This window comes from Geomicrobium sp. JCM 19039 (assembly GCF_000698145.1).
GTDB lineage: Bacteria > Bacillota > Bacilli > Bacillales > Marinococcaceae > Geomicrobium_A.
Genome location: NZ_BAXB01000014.1, coordinates 55,635 through 73,515 on the forward strand (window position 1 = coordinate 55,635; position 17,881 = coordinate 73,515).

Genomic DNA, 17,881 nt, shown 5'->3' on the forward strand with positions numbered 1-17,881 from the left:
AAGAGGGGTGCGCATAGAACAGTTATAGAGAGAATAAAAAGAGGTGAGAAAAGATGAGAATGGGAACACTCCTATTGATCATCGCCGGAATGCTTCTGTCCATTTCGTTTTTAGTATTTGGTGTACTAACGAATGCAGAAGTGACGAGCATCGTTGCTCAAGTCATTGGCTTTTCTGGCATGGTCTTCACATTGTTATACGGTTTACTCATTACACGTACAGCAACTGAAACGACCGAATGAAAAAACCCGCGCCGCCTGCGGGTTTTTTTGTTTTTAATCTTGATGAATGGCGTACAAGGCAACGTGCCGATGTCGGTGAAGGAGTTCCTTTTCCTTCACCATTCCGGCTCGTGTTGCAACGTTCACCGACCGTGCGTGACGCTCATCAATCAACGACACAATTCTTGGAACGTCCAACGTGTGGAACGCGAAGCGCAGGCAGGCTCGGGCGGCTTCGCTCGCATACCCTTTCCCCCACTCCGCTTTGACGAACAAATACCCCATTTCTACTTCTACTTGACCATTAATTCGGTGGGGCACAATGCCGCATTGACCGAGAAAGCGCCCGTCATCTCGGTGCTCGACGACCCACATCCCGATGTTGTATTTTCGGTAATTCTCAAGTGTCCAATCCAGCCAAGACACGCGTCAGGTGTTTTGCCAGCATAATAGTGCATCGAGTCGGTGTCTTCAAAAATGCGTGCCAATGATAAATGATCGTCTGTCGTCATCTTGCGCACGTGTAACCGATCTGTTCGTGTAATTGTCTCCATCAAAACCTCCTGCTGTCCTGCTATTATGAGGCATTGAGGAGACGATGTAAATTTACGCGGAGACGTTCATGTCTGTTGTCGTTTCTTGCTTCACGCGCTTGATGTTCACTTTCATGAGAATGGCCGCAAACAGCGCAACGGCAAGCAAGATTGTGAACAACACGAACGCAGAGGTGAATTCTCCTGTACGCTCAAACGTCATTGAAACAGCCGTTGGACCAGCAATTCCTGCCATCGCCCAAGCGGTCAGTGTGTAGCCGTGGATGGCGCCAAGTTGCTTTGTACCGAACAAGTCTCCGATAAATGCAGGCAAGCACGCAAATCCACCGCCATAACACGTCATAATGAGATAAAGCAGAATTGAGAACATCACTTCATTTGTCGTAAACGGAAGGGCAATAAACGCGCCGAGCTGAATGACAAAGAAGACAATATACATGTTCGCACGCCCGATATAATCGGAAAAACTTGCCCAACCAATACGGCCAATGCCGTTAAAGAAGCCCATCACCCCGACAACGGTCGCCGCAAAGGCACTTGAGGCCCCGGTGATCGTCTCAGTCATGTTGGCCGCTACCGCAAGCAGCATAATACCTGCAGAGATGTTAATAAACATCATGACCCACAACAAATAAAAACGCATCGTCCGGAGCGACTCATTCGCACTCAACTGCGCCAAGTCAGTTGCCGCCGTACGTGGCTTCTCTTTCTCAGAATCCGTTTGCATATTGGCTGGCTTCCAACCTTCTGGTGGCGGCGCCAAATAACTCGCGCCAGCAATCATAAGGACGAAGTATAAAGTACCCAATATGTAAAACGTTGACGCAATCGAAACATTATTCATCAGAAACTCCGCCAACGGACTCGTAATAAGAGCTCCTGAACCAAAGCCGAGTACCGCCATCCCCGTTGCGAGCCCGCGCCTGTCTGGAAACCACTTCACGAGTGTGGACACCGGGGCAATATAACCAATCCCTAAACCAATCCCGCCAATCACACCATAAAAAGTAACAAACATTGCGAAATTTTCGATTTGAATTGAGAAACCCGCACCGATCGTTCCTAAACCAAAGAGCAGCGCAGAAATAAGCCCCGATTTTCTCGGACCATTTCGCTCCACAAATTTGCCCATAAACGCCGCCGACATCCCGAGAAAGAATATCGCCACCGTAAATGCAACCGTAACAGACGTGATCGTCCAGCCTACAGAGTCATTAATCGGATTCTGATACACACTGTACGCATACACAGAGCCGATCGACAAATGAAGCGCAATCGCAGAGATTGCAATCAACCAACGATTTCGGTTTGCCTGCACACTAAAACCTCCTAAATATTAACGCAATTTCAACCACTATCGTAAATCGTTTATGTGCGGATGTACAGAGAAAACCCTTACTCATGTGAACGCAGAGCAAGGGCGGGGTGGTTTAGGTAGTTAGGGTCGCGATCTAAATCGGGGATCTCCTAGAGATTTCCAGAAGACACCGGGCTTGTTGGTCAGCGGGGGGATTCTGCGCGCAAGTTAACGCTATCTGCGCTCTAGTTTGCTCTTTTTAACGAATTTAGCGACGATTTCGCAAAACTTGCGCGCGGATTCTCAGGGGAAGAGTGCCAACGACATGTCGGCCCCGTCGGGGCCGAAGCTAAACCGGTCTGGGTTCGGCGCGGCTCGCGCCGACAGCATTTTGGATCTTGGGTCCGCGGGACGGAGCTCATTCTGTTACCTAGTTTAGAGAATCTGTACTCGAGTTGTGCGTAAGTTTCCGTTGAGCGGAAAAAGTGAGGAAGCTAGGGCACAGATGGACGCAACTAGGGAACAGTTTCAAGGAGTAACCGAGCCAAAACACTCGCTGACGCTTATTAGCACTTTGAGTTGGGAATTTTGGGCGTGGCATTCTTCGCTCTAGTTAAACATGTCTGCGCTCAAGTTTGCTCTTATTAATGATTTTTTTGCACTATTTCCTGGAAACTAGAGCGCAGAATCTAAGGGAAAGAGTGACAATGACACGTCGGCCCCGAAACGAAACCGATCCGGTGTGGGCAATTATGTGTCAATTTGCAAGTGGGTAAAAAGAAGAGGGCTGTAAATGGTGAAAGGGTATTGATTGCAAGTTAATTGAAGAAATCATATACAAAAGCATGTATAAATCTAGTGAAAATTACAGTGCGGACCCTAAGTGAACATAAAATCCCTAGCGGACCCGCACCAAATTTTCGATCAATTGTGATAAACTATGTAATAGAGAGTGGAATTGTCTTGGTCATAATAACAACAGAAGATTGAATATACAGACAATATAACGATTATAGTATAATTATAAGCTATAATCGCAGTCGCACCCCGCGTGGGTGCGTGGATTGAAATTGCTTCAACTAAACTAGGTGTATCCACATTGAAGTCGCACCCCGCGTGGGTGCGTGGATTGAAATCAATCAGAGATGGCAGGTTTCAATGTTTCTGGTAGTCGCACCCCGCGTGGGTGCGTGGATTGAAATGATGCTCCAGCCGAGCCGATGGCGTACAGTTTAGCCATCGTCGCACTCCGCGTGGGTGCGTGGATTGAAGTGATGAGCAGCAGTGGGGAGATTTTGCGCTTGCTCTAGCCGGAGAAGTATTTGGCAAGTAAGAAATGCATATAACAACAACTAAAATGTAACCACGTGCCAATGATTTTTGTTGATGAATTATGGACGCTTTCTATTAGAGTCTTTCCCCATTAAAGGCAACTTAATGAGAGTGATAAATCATTCAATCGATCACTGCTTCCGTGAGAAACAAATCGCCAAATGTCCAATCACTTGTAAAGCTGACGCTCGTTTTCTAAAAATACAAGGAAATGATTTGAAGCAATTACTCCGCCCATTGCTTGTACATAGTGATAAATCCTAACTAGCTCTTAAGTAAGTAAATCCAGGCCTCAATATGTCCTACTCAACTCACGATAAAAGTAGCTTTTTTATCGTAACTATTAGCCACACTAAACAAAAAACAGCCCCTCTTCAGGAGCTGTCTTCCCTACATATAATGAATCTGATCTCTATATTTCTTCATCATCGATGCGTTGTATTTGTCTCCGCCATCTAGGTTTGCGCTTCGGAAGATGGGGATTTCTTTGTTTTTGGTTTCTAGCTTTTCAATTAATTTTAAGACGATTGAGTGGATGATGAAACTTCCGGCAATTGTTGAGGTTGGGGCAACTTTTTGTGAAACTGATCCAATGGCAACGGCTGCGTCTCCGGGCTCTCCGAAGTTATCAATAACGAGGTCACTTACTTCGAATAACCGTTTGCCTGAAGAGTGCCTTGACGTGGACTCTTTTGAATATGTCAGGTTTGTAAGGGAGATGACTTTCAGTCCCCGTGCCCGAGCTTCGATAGCCATGTCAATTGCGGCAGGTTCCTTCCTGATACGGAGTGTATGAATACGACGTCACCAGCTTTTACGGGTTTTGATTCGAGAATGATTTGACCGTATCCTTCAAGTCTTTCGAGTTTGGATGTGAGGGTGATGGGCTCGACGTTTAACATAAGAGCTGGGCTAAAGAGTGGGTTAAACAGGGCAAGGCCACCCGCTCGGTAAAAAGCATCTTCAGTGACGATACCGGCGTGAGAAGCTCCGAAGAGGAAGAGCGAGCGGCCTTTATTGGCCGCTTCTTCCATTAGGGACGCTGCTTCATCAAGGTAGGTTCTTGTTCATCTATGATTCGAGTAAGGATGTTTAGAATAGCATCATAATAGGTCTTTACGTAGGACATTTTTTTACCCTCCTGAGAAAATAGGTGCGATCAAATCGCCGATAAAGCTCCATAAGGAGAAGTCGTTCCCGCCAAAGATGAGAATCCAATCGGCTGCGGTTCCACTTAGGATTGGTACAGACAGGCCGACGAGTAAGATCATTGCGACGCCGGCAACTGCTGAACCAGCAATCGCTCCTCGCAACCCTCCTTGACCGTTTGCGATAATGGCAGCGGTCCCGATTTCAAAGAAGCAAGTGATCGTCAATGGTACGATAACAAAGCTGAAAATGCCCAGCTTCCTGTCATAAAGATCGTTGCTACGGATGTAATCATTGAAACGACGAAACCAATTAAGACAGCATTTGGTGCGTATGGGAACAGAATAGGTGCGTCCAAAGCAGGTACAGAATTTGGGATCCATTTTTGGGAGATGCCTTGGAATGCTGGGATGATTTCAGCGAGCATCATCCGTACACCGAGTAAGAGGATGGTGAGACCTGCACCAAAGAGAATGCCTTGCATCACACTATAGATAAATAAGTTTTGCTCAGCACCAAAAGCAATTGTGGCTGCCTCGAATCCAATAATTACGCTAACTACAATATACACAAAGAACATGACAATAGAAGAAGTAATACTTATTTCTCGCAAGAATTCAGTGGAACTCGGGAATTTGATGTCTTCAGATGATTTACCTTTCGTTCCAAATAATTTTCCGACCATACCCGCAATCAGTGAGAGGATGGTTGTCGGATGACCGATAATAAAATCGTCGGACCCCGTGACTTTTCGGACAAAAGGACGTAAGAGGGCAGGTGCAATAATAATATATAAAGATGTAAGAATAGAAGCAAAAATGATAAGTTGTGTATTATTTAGATTATTTTCGATGCCTACAGCAACAAATATAAAGGGGAACCAAAAGAGCATATGACCAGTTAGAAAAACGTGTTTGAACGGTGTAAACCGAGCAACAATCAAGTTGATCGAAAAAGCGATTAACATCGCTAAACCAATCGGGGTCCCATATTCGCTCAATATTGTTTCTGCACCTAGCACAGGTTCAATTTCTGGGTTGTCAATGTTATACATCACATTAAAACCTTCAGTTAAAGGTGCGATTGAATTCATTAAAATGTTTGTTCCTTGTGTTAGAATGACAACACCGATGACGGTTTTTGCCGTTCCTGAGACGATGGAAGAGAAGTCTTTTCTCAGTAATAATAGTCCAGTTAGGGCAATGAGCCCCAAGAATATGGCAGGTTCACGGATCACTTCAATGATAAAATCCATTACGCTTTGCATGTGTTGCCCCCTTTTTTTGTAAGTACATCGAGGGAACTCAAGCCGCTACGCTTGAAGTTCCGCCTCTACTTTTTCTTTTATCTCTGCTTTATCTACAAAACTATGAATAATGATGACAGGCTTACCGGCAGTTTGTTGAAGTTCTTTCCCGAGTTCTTTACTTGTAAAAATATAGTCTGTAGGTGTACTTTGTGCTGAACCGACGTCTCCAGTAAATACGTCAGCTTGAATGCCAAGATCTTTTAATACGCCATCTAAATTCATCTTTAATACCATTGAAGAACCGAGTCCAAAACCACATACCGTCATAATCTTTAGTTTTGCCATGATCATCGCTCCTCTAAATAATTTTATATAATTCTTCTTCTGATTCGGCTTGGCGAAGCTGGGTTACTTTATCGTCGTCTAATAGTACGTGCGAGAGTTGTTCAATGAGCTTGATGTGTGAATCAGATCCTTTTGCGGAGAAAGAGAATACGAGGTCAACGGGATCATTTTCTTCACTGCCAAATGACACGGATCTCTCGAGTACAGCGAGAGAGATGGCATCTTCACGTACGGCTTCACTCGGACGAGCATGCGCCATTGCAATCCCAGGACCGATGACGATGTACGGTCCGTTTTCTTTCACAGACTGAATCATTTGAAAAATATAATCTTCTGTAATTGCACCAGTGTGTAACAGTAAATTGCCGGAAGCTTGTATCGCTTCTTGCCAGTTGTTTGCTTTTACACTAATAGCAACGTGTTCTCTACGAATCCAATTGGTCATTCTGCCGCGTCCTTTCGCTGATTCCATTTTTGGAGGAATTGTTCTCTTGAAGTTTCGGTCTCTAGGTAATGGAAAAGCTGCATAAAGTCTTGGTTATGCACTTCTTTAATGGCTAGTACAATAATTAAATCGACGCGCTCAGGGTTTAAATCTCCAAACTCAATTTGTTCATCCAATACAGTTAAGCTAATGCCTTCTTTTATAACGCGATTGGGTCCGGCGTGGACAAAGGCTACGTTAGGGAGAAAGACCATATACGTTCCGTTCCTTCTACGGACATGATCATTTCTTGAATATAGCTTTGTGTAATATAACCAGCGTTCAGAAGGGGTTTAGCAGCAATAGAAATCGCTTCACGCCAATCTAGTGTACTGGCAAAGTGGATGGTCTCATCAAAGAGCGAAGGTTCAACACGGTTCGCTTTTCCATAAAGCTCATTAAAAGAAGCTAGCTGTTTGCGATTGACGATTTTGTGTGCCTCATGCTGAATTAATCGTTTGTCGTAATCGCTTAGAAGAGGGCTCACGCGAAAACATTTCGTTTGTTTCCATTCTGGGATCTGTATGTGTTGTGTCGTTAAGACAAAATCAGGATCTGCCTCATCAAACATTCGTTCTATATCTTCGGTACGGACGACGTTTATTAAGTTAAAGCCCGGTTCAATTTGTTCGAGCTTGGTCGTAAGAATCGATGATGCTGCCAAACCTGATGAACAGACGACGATAACCGTGGGCAAAAACCTTCGGCTTTTGTTCCGTTCGAAGGCTGCACTGATGTGCATCGTTATGAACGCAACCTCACCTGCTAGCATTTCAATCCCCATATCGTATGTCATTTGAAAGACCATTTCATAAATTGCACGATAACGAACTTTTATTTCTTCGGTGTAGGGATTGTCAATTTCAACCCCTTGGGACATTCGCATAAAAGCGGCCTTCACGTGATGCGTCAAGTCATTCATCAATCTTTCATCAACGAGTAAGTCTACATGCAAAATCGTTGATACTTGTGATAACAGCTGTTTACAAAACCGTATCTCACGTTCATAGTCTCGTAGATCAGGCATGTCTTTTTGGTAGGACACGACTTTGGCTTGGTCAAATAGGTCATCAAGAAAGGCGCATTCATGGAGGGTTGAACGGTCGTCGTTTACGTGTTCCCGAATAAACGATTCAATGATACCTAGGTGAAAATAACGTTTGTGTCGATGTTCTTTCGGAACAAATACATAATGATTCATCGCTATTTGCTGTTTCCACCAGTATAAAAAGAGATGAAATACATCTGCTGTTGCCTCGCTGTAGTGAATCCCTCGTTCTGTTTGTACGAATGTAAGCCATGTTCTCATGAGATCTAGTTCTTTCTTACCGAGGTATAACCAATCTCGAACTCTTTTTAGATCGGTGTCTTTTTCACTAAGCATTTGATAGAGGGCAAGGCGGACGCTCCGTTCTGTACCCATCACCCGAAATCCTTTCCACGCTTGTTTCGCAATCTGGAGGTCAAAATGATCGAGCCATTCTTCAACATCAGCTACATATTTTTGTACACTTGAACGACTTAATTCAAATTCGTCCGCTAAATCTTGAATTGTGAATGAGCCTGCGATCGTGACATATATGCTCATCATTAAACGTTGTGGCTTTTTTTCTGTCATAATTTGCTTCCGATCAATCATCTCAAAAACAGAAGGGCGGCTGCCCTCACTAATGCGTAACATCACACCCTTTCCCGGTACCCTCGTAATGATCACACCGATGTGTTGCATGGCCGAATCAATGGCATCGAGGTCGTATCGAACCGTTCGACCACTAATATTTAGCCATTTAGCCAAAAACTCTATCGTTGTGAAATGATCCGTTTCCAATAATTTAATTAAGATGTTTTTTTGCCTAGAGGTTAACATGGACATCACCTTCTTATCATCATAGCTTGATTGAGATGATTACCAAAGACTGAAAAATATCACATCTGTGGCAATGTACTGGCAATTACAAAATGTTTTTTTGAGAGCGTACGGTGGTTGAATTCTACCACCGTATTCATTGAAATGTACCACTTTGTACAGACGTGTATACCATATGGGAGAGAGGGCCTTCAAAAAATGTTACACCAAAAGGATTAATCAGGTATTCTAGGTACTTCATGTTAAAGAGCAAGTCATGAAAAACTGTAACTGATAAAATCAGAGTAGCCAATTCGTGGTTGATATGATTAACACTTTTCGTCACAAAAGGACGACAACTCATTATAATAAAAAGAAAAAGACCATGGTTGGTGGTGGGTTTGTCACATGTGTAACGAATCGAGAGAGTACTAATGTAATTGAATTAATGATAAATCATATACAAAAACATGTATAATGATAGTGAAAATTACAGTGCGAACCCTAAGCGAACATAAAATCCCTAGCTGACCCGCACCAACTTTTCGACCAATTGTGATAAACTATGTAATAGATAGAGGGATTGTCTTGTGCAAAATAACACAAGAAGAGTGAATATGCAGACAATATAATGGTTATAGTATAATTATAAGCTATAATCGCAGTCGCACCCCGTGCGGGTGCGTGGATTGAAATACAGTCACTAATTCGACACTGCAAAGATAGGCGAGGTCGTCGCACCCCGTGCGGGTGCGTGGATTGAAATATCAGAAAGCGCGATAATGGCGATCTCTCTGAGTGTCGCACCCCGTGCGGGTGCGTGGATTGAAATGCTACGTTCCACTTATCTGTTTCCTCATTAAAATGTCGCACCCCGCGCGGGTGCGTGGAATGTAATACGTTTCCCCTTTGGTTGTGGGGGTGGCGTCGCATCCTGAATCGACTGAAATAAAACACCAGCAACAATGGCTCTCACCAACAACAAGCCCTGGATCCGTAAGACGGATCCAGGGCTTTGCTCATTCTGCTACAAGGAACTCTCCACACTCGGTGGCTCACTTGTTATGCATTATTCAATAGCTATTTCCTACAGCCTATTCAACTCTTCCATCATTGCCGGGCGGTTTTTGTATTGCTGTTGCCACTTTGTTTTGAGGTCGGCGACACGTTTTTCTCCGTCGGGGTAGGTTTGCATTTTTCTTAGAAGCTTGACGATCTGTTGATAGTTCTTTCGGTTGGCGGTTTCGACGGCCATTGCTTGAACGATTGATTCGTATCTTTCTAGCAGTGCTTCGGGATATTTGTCTTTTAGAACACGTTCATACTCTAGCAGCATGATCGATGAGGATGATTGGACGAATGCTAGTAGCCGGTCGTATAGCTGTTCCGCGTGGTAAAGTCTATGGATGGGAGCGGACTTTGGAAGCTGTTCGAATAGCACTTCGCGTTGCTCTGCCCACTCTTCCACAGTGTATTGTCGTTTAACTCGTTAAAAACCTCTACTTCTCCGGCTTGATGATTCAAGGCTAAGTCCCATAATTCTTGGAGATAAGCCGAGTGATTTCCAGTTTGTTTGTATAAATCTTTTAATTTTACACTGTCTCGAGCGACAATTCCTGGAAGATCTCCATTTCTGACTTTGCTCTCTTCTAACACTTCGACAGCTGTATCAAAGTCTTTACGCTCTAGGCATCTTTCGACATAATAGTCTTTCACTCCATTGAAGTGGAGGTATTGTTTGCAATAGTCATCGATCTCACTTTGCTCGACGTTTTGCTGTTCCAATAACTCAATTTTTCGCAGCAACCATTTGTCAGTGTCATACGCGATTCTTTCTGTACGAAACAACTGATGTAATTTCTTATCAACGAGCTGTTCTTTCTTTTTGAGAAAAACTTTCTCCGTAAATTGATCGAATAGGACAGCTTCCAAATATTCTTCCATATAATCAATGACGTGCCCGTCTAGTTGTTGAATAAACCAGTCGAACATGTCAACTTTTTGTGCCTGATCAGCACGGTTGATTATTTCTTGCCAATGCGCGACACAATGATTCAAGATGGTCACAATTCCCCCGCCAGAGTCGTCAATTGCCAAATTATGCATTTCCTTGAATGTATGATTAACGACTTCAAAGGCCTCAGAAACTTGACGAGTGTTAATCAGTAAATGTACATGTCGTCCAAGGTAGTCAGTGAGGTCCATTGAAAGCTCCCTCGCTTGGTAATAGCCAATAAAACCGTGCCGATCCTCGTACTCTTTGAAGATGTCGTTAATTTCTTGCTTATAGCGCTGCACATCACTTTCTGACAGAGGTACGCCTAGTTCTCCTTTAAAGCGCCCGAGTAGTTCACTGTTTTCTGACAAAATCGCTGTTAAAAACCCCCGTAGCAGCGTGTCATCTGCTCGTGCAACTAGATGAAAAATGTCTTCTGTCATATTGGTACTTTCGACGTGATTCAAATCGTTTCCCTCATCGAATTCATAGAGGACAGCCGCCATATGCTTGCAATGCTGATTTTCTAGCGCATACGGACACTCACAATACATCGCCCCTATTACTCCATCCGTATGTTTTATTTGTACGTAATACAGATCATTGCCTATAACATTCGCTTGGATCACGGTTGCTGATACGTCAAGGTCTTCCACCAATTCATCAGCGTAATACGCATGGCCTCGATCTAAAATTTTTTCTGGAAATAAATGCTCCCATTTCATGTTGGGCAACTCCTTTGGAATGGTTGTTCGCCTAATCTACGTCCATTCTAGCAGAAAGGGTTGTTTCTATTAAGTGAAGAGGGGGGATCGGGTGGGTATTCTCTCTCACCCGAGCGGTGTGAAAGCCGGAGTGAGGAGTATGCGCCAAGGGTGGGAGGCGGCAGTCAAAGGAGTGTCCATTAGTACGTATAGTAAAGAACACAAGGAGTTAAAGGAAGCTATTGAGAGGTTTGATGTTTAGGTGGCGGGAGTATGTTCAGTCTTTTTCTAGAGATAAATTGGGACGATGAAGTTCCAACCGCTGTTATACTTTTGAACATAATGCGAAAACCCTCGTCCCCACATCGTAAAGTGAACGATGTGGGGACGAGGGTGTAACGTGATTTGAGGTATGAAAATTCTTTGACGTTCTGTTCTTTGATTTACCCTCCAATTATGCTTAATAACCAAGGAGCTGCGTATAAAATCATAAACAATACACCGTAGTTTACGCCGTTGCGGTGGAGTAATCCTGCGACTAGTCCAATGAGGACGACGCCAAAGATATTAACCCATCCGGCATCCATGTAGGCAAGCATAAAAACGAGAGCCATAAATAAGCCAATTAATGCTTCGTGCGGGACGAGCTTGAAGACGAAGTTGCAAATTTGGTTGGCGTATCTCATGGCAACGTAGTACGTGAAGATCATGGCAATGGAAGCACCGATAATGGTAGCGATAATAATTTCACCCATGGACAGTTGGTGGTGAATGTTGTTGCTTGTATCAAAAACTGGCGGTGCATTAAATAAGGCGTTACCCGGTCCAATTGCGACTGGAGAGAGTGGCAATCCAATGGCAATCAGCGGGATTAAAATACCAGCCATATACGTTGCACTCGTTAAACTGTCCATCGTAGAGATAGCACGAGAGGCTCTTTTTACTGGGTCTTTAATTTTCCTCGAAAGAAGCTCGCCATAAAAGATTGTCATACCGACGGGCGAAAGGAAGAATGTAAGGGATCCAAGTAAAGAACCTGTAGAAGCGGAAGCCACTTCTTTTTTATTGAGTATTTTGAATGGGTTAGGGAACCCCCGATTGTCGTTAGACTCTTTAAATGTAATCACTTTATGGTCATAGCGAGGCAAGGCGTTTCTGGCATCGCGATTTAATAATTCAAACAAGCTGAACATGATTGGACCAATCGTAATGCCGAGAAAGAAGGAAATAAACACGGTCGAATCTTCTGGAATAATGCCGGTTGCCCAGTACAGCTCTCTTAACCCTTGGATCAATAAAGCAAACGGCAGTATGGCGACTAAAGATAACCATTTATTTTTTGTTAACAGTGCGAGAAACACTGCACCGAGAAAGAAGATGAGCCTTCATAACCAACGATTACATCTGCAACAGGCATGATGAATATGGCGAGTAAGATACTTACAGGAATAGAAATGATCGTACCAATTACTGAACCGGAAGCCATTTTTTTGATGCTTTGATGAGATAGTCCGTGAGATTTTAAGACCATAGCTGGTTCGACCATCGGGGCCGCCATGACTCCCCCAGGAATACCGGCGACAGCGACAGGAATTGAGTCCGTAAGTTTTTTGGCGGTAATGGCAGATATAAAGAACGCCAACACGGCATAAGGGGATAAGCCTGCTAGAATAAGCGCCAGCGTGACGGGGGCAAGCACAGCGGTTTCATCCGTGCCTGGGGCAACGCCTATGATCGTATAAATGACCGCCCCTGCGACGCCTGCTAAAATCATTTGTAAAATGATGACTGGATCCATCTGTACTTCCCTCTATTCTTCCGCTTGCTCTTCATGGAGCTTGCGCTTTGGTTTAATAATAATGCATGCGATGATAAAGCCAATGAAAGCACCGGTGAGCCCGAGAGCGAGTGGCAGCGGGGGCTCACTAGGCGCCAGAATATACCCCGCCATTGCAGGGACGACGCAGAGCAAGATGCAATGACCATATCACGAATCCCGACATGGTCTGCCCAAATTTCAACAAAAGGCTTGCGTTGTTCTTCATCCATGAGTTCGTTCACCTCTCAATTGTGTTAAATATTGTTCAGCAATATCTGATCTGAATTTGCCTTCTTTAACGAGGTGTTGTGCTACTTCAGCTATTTCCTCGTTTTTAGCCCCAGCCATTAGAGCGATGTTTTTGGCATGAAGCTTCATATGCCTTTTTGAATGCCTTCAGTCGATAGCGCTTTAAGGGCGGTTAAGTTCTGAGCAAGTCCAACAGATGCGATAATCTCTGCGAGTTCGTTGGCAGATTGGATTTGGAGGATTTTTAAGTTTGCTTGTGCTTTCGGATGAACGGCGGTCGCTCCTCCGATTGTGCCTACGGCCATTGGCAATTCAATACTTCCTGTGAGATTACCGGCTTCATTCATCTCCCACTGAGTAAGGGAAGTGTAGTATCCGTTTCGACTTGCATACGCATGGGCGCCTGCTTCAACAGCCCTTGTATCATTCCCCGTCGCTAACACAATGGGTGTAATGCCGTTCATAATGCCCTTATTGTGAGTGGCTGCACGATAAGGATCACGTTTTGCAAAATTACAAGCTTCTACAATCTTCTGTACGACTTCTTTGCCGCCGATGTCTTCTTTATTGATTTCACAAAATGCACGTACAAGCCGCTTGTCTGCGAGGTTGGAGATAATTCTCAGCCTGGCTTCGCCATTGGCGATCTTTTCAATCTTAGGTGCAATCTTTTCAGCCATTGTATTTGTGGCGTTCGCACCCATCGCATCCAAAGTATGGACGTGAAGATGGACAATGATCATCGCCGGTGGTGTTTCGAGTACTCGTACAGTGATGTCGTAAGCTCCTCCACCAAGCTGGTTTAGTACAGGATCTTGATCATTTGCGAGTGTGATCAGCTCTTGTTTGTGCTGAAGGATCTTCATTTTCGCATGGTGAACATCCGATACGCCTAGAATTTGAATTTGAGAAAACATTCCGCTTTCTTCTAAGCGGGCTGTGAATCCCCCAGTTGGTCGTGTGAGTTTCGCTCCGTGACTTGCTGCAGCAATCACTGAGGACTCCTCGGTTGCCATAGGAATAATGCGCTCCCGTCCATTTACGACAAAATTGACCGCTGCGCCAAGTGGAATTTCCATGACCCCAAAAGCATTCTCAACTAATTGATCGGACAGTTGATCGTACTGTTCATTTTCAAATAACTGCTGTTCTTCTTTTTTTAATCTGCTCGTCGAAAATATCAATTCCTTTCGTTCTTCAATTGTGCGTTCATGAAACTTTGAAAATTTAGAAGTCATATGGCTTCCCATCCTTTTATGTATTTAGTCGTTTTATTGAAATGCAAAAAGCGTTCCAACTTTGGAAACGCTTACGGATAGTACTTACATATTGATGTGTATACATTATGCACAAAAAATCATCAGAACCGTATACAAAGTATACAATATGTATACTTTGTATACGGTTAGTCATCGATCTCATAATATTTAAGTTTATTATAAAAGGTTCGTCGGCTCATATTGAGTAATTGCATTGCTGTAGATCGGTGGTTGTTTGTTTGATCAAGTGCTTCAATCATGGCTTCTTTTTCGATCGTTTCGAATCGTAAATACTGCTCAAGAAACGAGGATTCTTCATTTGGTGAGTAAGCACTTGTGGAACGTTTCATCATATATTCCGGTAAGTGGTCATTTTGAATTCGTTCCCCAGTATTTGTCATTGCAAAAGCATGTTCTAGCACATTGCGCAACTCGCGTATGTTTCCGGGCCAAGTGTAGCTTTGGAAATGCGTTTTTGTTTCAGCAGATAACGATAATTGCTTGTTTGTCCGTTGGTTAAAATCATTAATAATCTCAGTAGATAGAGGTAATATATCTCTTTTGCGTTCACGTAATGGTGGGAGATGGATAGGAATTACATTCAATCGATAGTATAAGTCCTCTCGGAATTTTTTCATTTTCACAAGATCGTAGAGATTTGCATTCGTAGCTGCAATGATTCGCACATCGATGGAAATGCTTTGTTCCCCACCAATTCGCTCGATTTTTTTCTCTTGAAGTGCCCGTAATAATTTCGATTGCAAAGGCAAAGGCATGTCCCCAATTTCATCAAGGAATAGCGTTCCCCCATGAGCCAGTTCAAACTTACCTTTGTGGCCTGAGCGGACTGCGCCAGTAAACGCACCTTCTACGTACCCGAAAAATTCACTTTCCATGAGAGTTTCAGGAATGCTTGCACAGTTTACTTTAATGAAAGGTTCTGCACTTCTTGGGCTCAATTCATGCAATACATCGGCAGCGACTTCTTTACCACTTCCGCTTTCTCCTGTAAGGAGGATCACAGAGTCTGTCTGGGCAGCTCTTAACAGTTTTTCGTTAATGTCGCGGAAAATCGGTTCTCGTGACTCAATTCTCTCCAAAAAACGACGGGAGGGGACGTGGCCTAGCTGTTCTTTTAAGTACGCTGTGTATCCCTTTAACTGTCGTAATTCATCTTCTAAAAGGCGAGTTTTCGTCGAATCCCGAAAAACGGACATCGCTCCAATTTTCTTTTTATTGTGATCGTAAACCGGTGTAATGTTCGCAACAATTCTCACCCCAGTCTGCTTAAAGTCGAACGAAACATTAATTAGCGGTTGCTCCGTTTTTAGCACATCTACGATTCGCGTGTTAGATTGGATATCTTCAAGTTGCATGTTCGTAATGTCACGCTGTTTTATGCCTAATATTTCATAGTACGATTGGTTTGCATATCGTACATTCGCATGTTCGTCAATAATCAGCATCCCGTCGTGCATCTGGTCAAGGAATTGTTTAAACAATTCAAAGCCTCCTATTCAATTATTCATGTGGTTTTATTATAAACGAAACGGTTAAGTGTCGTCGCAGTGAAATAGGTGGAATAAAATCAACCTAGCATTAATATACAGAATACTATAAAATGTATATTACAATATGAAAATATAAAGTGTGGGCGATCAATGAACAGCATCTGGGAACAACTTTATTCAAAGAATGGATTTGCAGCTAAACAAATTGCAAAGAAGCTTGTTCATTTGGAAGTAGGAGACCGCATTCCGAGGGTTACCGATCTGGTAGCAGAGTTTTCAATGGGCAGAGGCACCGTTCAAGGAGCGCTCCGCTTGTTAGAAAATATCCGTGCGGTCGGGTTCGAAGCGAGGGGACATTTAGGTACATATGTCGTCCAAAAAGATATGCCGAAGTTGCTTGAGGTTGCAGGTATCGGTCCGCTTGCCGGCGTCATGCCTTTGCCGTACTCAAGAAAGTACGAAGGTTTGGCAACAGGATTAATCGCAGCGTTTGATGAACAGAATGTTCGAACCAATCTTGCGTATATGCGCGGGGCGTTCCAACGTATGGAAGCCTTGAAGTCCGGAAGATATGATTTTGCCATTATGTCTCGTATGGCTGCTGAGCAGATGGTTGGTGAAGATGCTTCGTTGAACATCGCTGTTTTGTTTGGTCAAGGAAGCTATGTGTCAGGCCATGAAGTCTTTTTGCACGATCCGAGCAAGAAACAGATTGAAGCGGGCATGAGGGTAGGGATTGACTATTCGTCACCAGATCAATTTGTTCTTACCGAGCATGAGTGTGCAGGAATTGACGTGACGTATTATGAAGCCAATTATATGCAACTTTTTGAATTACTTCGTGAAGGAGTGATTGATGCAGCAATTTGGAACCAAGATGAATTGCGTCTTGAGCCTAGTGTTCACAGGGTGCCTTTTCAAACAACAGAAGCTGGGAAGTTAGCGAATCGCATTAGCGAAGCTGTTCTTGTCGTTGATGGAACGAATGAAGAGGTGGAAAAGAGAGTCGGTCAATTACTTGCATCGCGGGTACAACAAGTACAGCTTGAAGTAGAAAAGGGTAGCCGGCATCCTCGATATTAATTTATGATTAATATACAAAATACTGTACATTGAACAAAACGAAAGGAGAGACGTCATGAGTATTCAAGAACGATTGGAACTTCTTCTAAATGGAGATGTGATTAGCCAAAAGGCGGCGAGCATTACGTCTAAAGCGGCAGATCGTCTACCGAAGAACGCATCTACGGATCACGTCACGATGCTTATCACGCATCTGGCAACTGCATTGACCCGTATAGAGCGCGGGGAGGAGCTGGATAAGCCAGCGCCTGCATTGGTTAAAGAAGTAGAAGCAATGAGTATAAAACCGGAAATACAAGACGAACTGGTGTGGATTGAAGAACAAGTAGGTAGTAATTTGCCTGAAGAGGAACGCATTTTTCTTAAAATTCATTATGCAACACTATTCAATCAATAGGAGGCGTTACGAATGAAAGTAGTGATTGGTGGACAAGTGGACAAGAAAGAAGTAGAAGCGCTCGTCAAAGAGTTTGGCGGGGATGTAGAAACGGTTGTTAAGTCAGATGTAGAGGCGGCAATGGCAGTGAAGTCTGGTGCTGCAGACTACTACGTTGGGGCGTGTGCTACAGGTGGTGGGGGCGCCTTAGCGATGGCGAGAGCCATTTTAGGTGGTCCGCAATGTGAGACGGTATCAATGCCTGGACGAAAACCGAGTGAACAGAAGATTCAAGAAGCGGTGAATGCAGGGAAAAAGGCGTTTGGATTCACGGCGGATCATAAGCGGGATGCTGTTCAGATGATTATGAACGCTTTACAAGCAAAATCATGCTAAAGGAGGGTCAT

The 17,881-nt window shown here is 43.8% G+C and carries 21 protein-coding genes, 1 pseudogene and 2 CRISPR repeat arrays; of the genes and pseudogenes, 5 read left to right on the forward strand and 17 right to left on the reverse strand.

Annotated elements, in window-relative coordinates:
- Nucleotides 1–53: 53 nt before the first annotated feature.
- Complete coding sequence (locus tag JCM19039_RS13760; protein WP_042403871.1) at nt 54–242, forward strand: hypothetical protein; 189 nt, start codon at nt 54–56, stop codon at nt 240–242.
- A gap of 33 nt (nt 243–275) precedes the next feature.
- On the opposite strand, the gene JCM19039_RS22210 is transcribed toward JCM19039_RS13760, so the two are convergent.
- The 12 genes and pseudogenes from JCM19039_RS22210 to JCM19039_RS13805 all read right to left on the reverse strand — a co-directional run bounded on the left by JCM19039_RS22210 (nt 276) and on the right by JCM19039_RS13805 (nt 11,198).
- Nucleotides 276–596 carry a GNAT family N-acetyltransferase gene (locus JCM19039_RS22210; RefSeq protein ID WP_081834529.1) on the reverse strand — a complete coding sequence of 107 codons (321 nt, stop codon included), beginning with the start codon at nt 594–596 and terminating at the stop codon, nt 276–278.
- On the reverse strand, nt 515–775 hold the full coding sequence (locus tag JCM19039_RS24480; protein ID WP_052398804.1) for a hypothetical protein: 261 nt from the start codon (nt 773–775) through the stop codon (nt 515–517). Before JCM19039_RS24480 ends, JCM19039_RS22210 begins: the two co-directional genes overlap by 82 nt.
- Nucleotides 776–827: 52 nt before the next feature.
- The gene (locus JCM19039_RS13770; RefSeq protein WP_042428141.1) at nt 828–2,093 is read right to left on the reverse strand and encodes an OFA family MFS transporter; all 1,266 of its coding nucleotides are present in this window, start codon (nt 2,091–2,093) and stop codon (nt 828–830) included.
- A 1,017-nt stretch (nt 2,094–3,110) separates the two neighbouring features.
- Nucleotides 3,111–3,345: a CRISPR direct-repeat array (repeat unit 33 nt; unit sequence AGTCGCACCCCGCGTGGGTGCGTGGATTGAAAT).
- A gap of 449 nt (nt 3,346–3,794) precedes the next feature.
- Nucleotides 3,795–4,411, reverse strand: a pseudogene (locus tag JCM19039_RS13775) (SIS domain-containing protein); the annotation flags it as partial.
- 126 nt (nt 4,412–4,537) lie between these two features.
- Nucleotides 4,538–4,780, reverse strand: coding sequence for a PTS transporter subunit IIC (locus JCM19039_RS25660; RefSeq protein ID WP_238545050.1), 243 nt, complete (start codon nt 4,778–4,780; stop codon nt 4,538–4,540).
- Nucleotides 4,777–5,820: a PTS ascorbate transporter subunit IIC gene (locus tag JCM19039_RS13780; protein ID WP_238545051.1), complete on the reverse strand. Its 1,044-nt coding sequence runs from the start codon at nt 5,818–5,820 to the stop codon at nt 4,777–4,779. Before JCM19039_RS13780 ends, JCM19039_RS25660 begins: the two co-directional genes overlap by 4 nt.
- Before the next feature lie 45 nt (nt 5,821–5,865).
- A complete protein-coding gene (locus tag JCM19039_RS13785) occupies nt 5,866–6,147 on the reverse strand; it encodes a PTS sugar transporter subunit IIB (RefSeq protein ID WP_042428144.1) in 282 nt (93 codons plus the stop codon).
- Nucleotides 6,148–6,160: 13 nt separating this feature from the next.
- On the reverse strand, nt 6,161–6,592 hold the full coding sequence (locus JCM19039_RS13790; RefSeq protein ID WP_042428151.1) for a PTS sugar transporter subunit IIA: 432 nt from the start codon (nt 6,590–6,592) through the stop codon (nt 6,161–6,163).
- Nucleotides 6,589–6,846 (reverse strand): PTS sugar transporter subunit IIA, encoded by a 258-nt coding sequence (locus JCM19039_RS25665; protein ID WP_238545052.1) that lies wholly within the window; start codon nt 6,844–6,846, stop codon nt 6,589–6,591. The genes JCM19039_RS13790 and JCM19039_RS25665 overlap by 4 nt, the downstream gene beginning before the upstream one ends.
- Nucleotides 6,825–8,498, reverse strand: a complete 1,674-nt coding sequence (locus tag JCM19039_RS13795; protein WP_238545053.1) for a transcription antiterminator — start codon at nt 8,496–8,498, stop codon at nt 6,825–6,827. Before JCM19039_RS13795 ends, JCM19039_RS25665 begins: the two co-directional genes overlap by 22 nt.
- A 643-nt stretch (nt 8,499–9,141) precedes the next feature.
- A CRISPR array of direct repeats spans nt 9,142–9,377; the repeat unit is 32 nt; unit sequence GTCGCACCCCGTGCGGGTGCGTGGATTGAAAT.
- A 187-nt stretch (nt 9,378–9,564) separates the two neighbouring features.
- Complete coding sequence (locus JCM19039_RS13800; protein WP_042428155.1) at nt 9,565–9,813, reverse strand: hypothetical protein; 249 nt, start codon at nt 9,811–9,813, stop codon at nt 9,565–9,567.
- A 26-nt stretch (nt 9,814–9,839) separates the two neighbouring features.
- Nucleotides 9,840–11,198 (reverse strand): SWIM zinc finger domain-containing protein, encoded by a 1,359-nt coding sequence (locus JCM19039_RS13805; protein WP_042428157.1) that lies wholly within the window; start codon nt 11,196–11,198, stop codon nt 9,840–9,842.
- Between the two features lie 91 nt (nt 11,199–11,289).
- Here JCM19039_RS13805 and JCM19039_RS23250 point away from each other — a divergent pair, with 91 nt between their 5' ends.
- Nucleotides 11,290–11,439: a RuBisCO large subunit C-terminal-like domain-containing protein gene (locus JCM19039_RS23250; RefSeq protein WP_238545054.1), complete on the forward strand. Its 150-nt coding sequence runs from the start codon at nt 11,290–11,292 to the stop codon at nt 11,437–11,439.
- A gap of 181 nt (nt 11,440–11,620) precedes the next feature.
- Here JCM19039_RS23250 and JCM19039_RS13810 read toward each other — a convergent pair whose 3' ends face one another.
- From JCM19039_RS13810 to JCM19039_RS13825, 5 genes are all read right to left on the reverse strand, one after another.
- Nucleotides 11,621–12,538, reverse strand: coding sequence for a tripartite tricarboxylate transporter permease (locus JCM19039_RS13810; protein WP_307189881.1), 918 nt, complete (start codon nt 12,536–12,538; stop codon nt 11,621–11,623).
- A complete protein-coding gene (locus tag JCM19039_RS27425) occupies nt 12,520–12,975 on the reverse strand; it encodes a tripartite tricarboxylate transporter permease (protein WP_307190266.1) in 456 nt (151 codons plus the stop codon). The genes JCM19039_RS13810 and JCM19039_RS27425 overlap by 19 nt, the downstream gene beginning before the upstream one ends.
- Nucleotides 12,976–12,987: 12 nt before the next feature.
- Nucleotides 12,988–13,149 carry a hypothetical protein gene (locus JCM19039_RS13815; protein WP_238545055.1) on the reverse strand — a complete coding sequence of 54 codons (162 nt, stop codon included), beginning with the start codon at nt 13,147–13,149 and terminating at the stop codon, nt 12,988–12,990.
- A gap of 221 nt (nt 13,150–13,370) precedes the next feature.
- Nucleotides 13,371–14,483: a hydroxymethylglutaryl-CoA reductase, degradative gene (locus JCM19039_RS13820; protein WP_238545056.1), complete on the reverse strand. Its 1,113-nt coding sequence runs from the start codon at nt 14,481–14,483 to the stop codon at nt 13,371–13,373.
- A 167-nt stretch (nt 14,484–14,650) separates the two neighbouring features.
- On the reverse strand, nt 14,651–16,006 hold the full coding sequence (locus JCM19039_RS13825; RefSeq protein ID WP_081834530.1) for a sigma-54-dependent Fis family transcriptional regulator: 1,356 nt from the start codon (nt 16,004–16,006) through the stop codon (nt 14,651–14,653).
- Between the two features lie 159 nt (nt 16,007–16,165).
- Between JCM19039_RS13825 and yhfZ the strand changes: the two genes are divergently transcribed.
- Genes yhfZ through JCM19039_RS13840 form a run of 3 tightly spaced genes read left to right on the forward strand, consistent with a single transcriptional unit; the run spans nt 16,166 to nt 17,870 of the window.
- Complete coding sequence (gene yhfZ, locus JCM19039_RS13830) at nt 16,166–17,098, forward strand: GntR family transcriptional regulator YhfZ (RefSeq protein ID WP_042428163.1); 933 nt, start codon at nt 16,166–16,168, stop codon at nt 17,096–17,098.
- 55 nt (nt 17,099–17,153) lie between these two features.
- Entirely contained in the window at nt 17,154–17,495 is a 342-nt protein-coding gene (locus JCM19039_RS13835) for a PRD domain-containing protein (RefSeq protein ID WP_042428166.1), read from the forward strand.
- A 12-nt stretch (nt 17,496–17,507) separates the two neighbouring features.
- Nucleotides 17,508–17,870 (forward strand): DUF2620 family protein, encoded by a 363-nt coding sequence (locus tag JCM19039_RS13840; RefSeq protein WP_042428167.1) that lies wholly within the window; start codon nt 17,508–17,510, stop codon nt 17,868–17,870.
- Nucleotides 17,871–17,881: the final 11 nt, after the last annotated feature.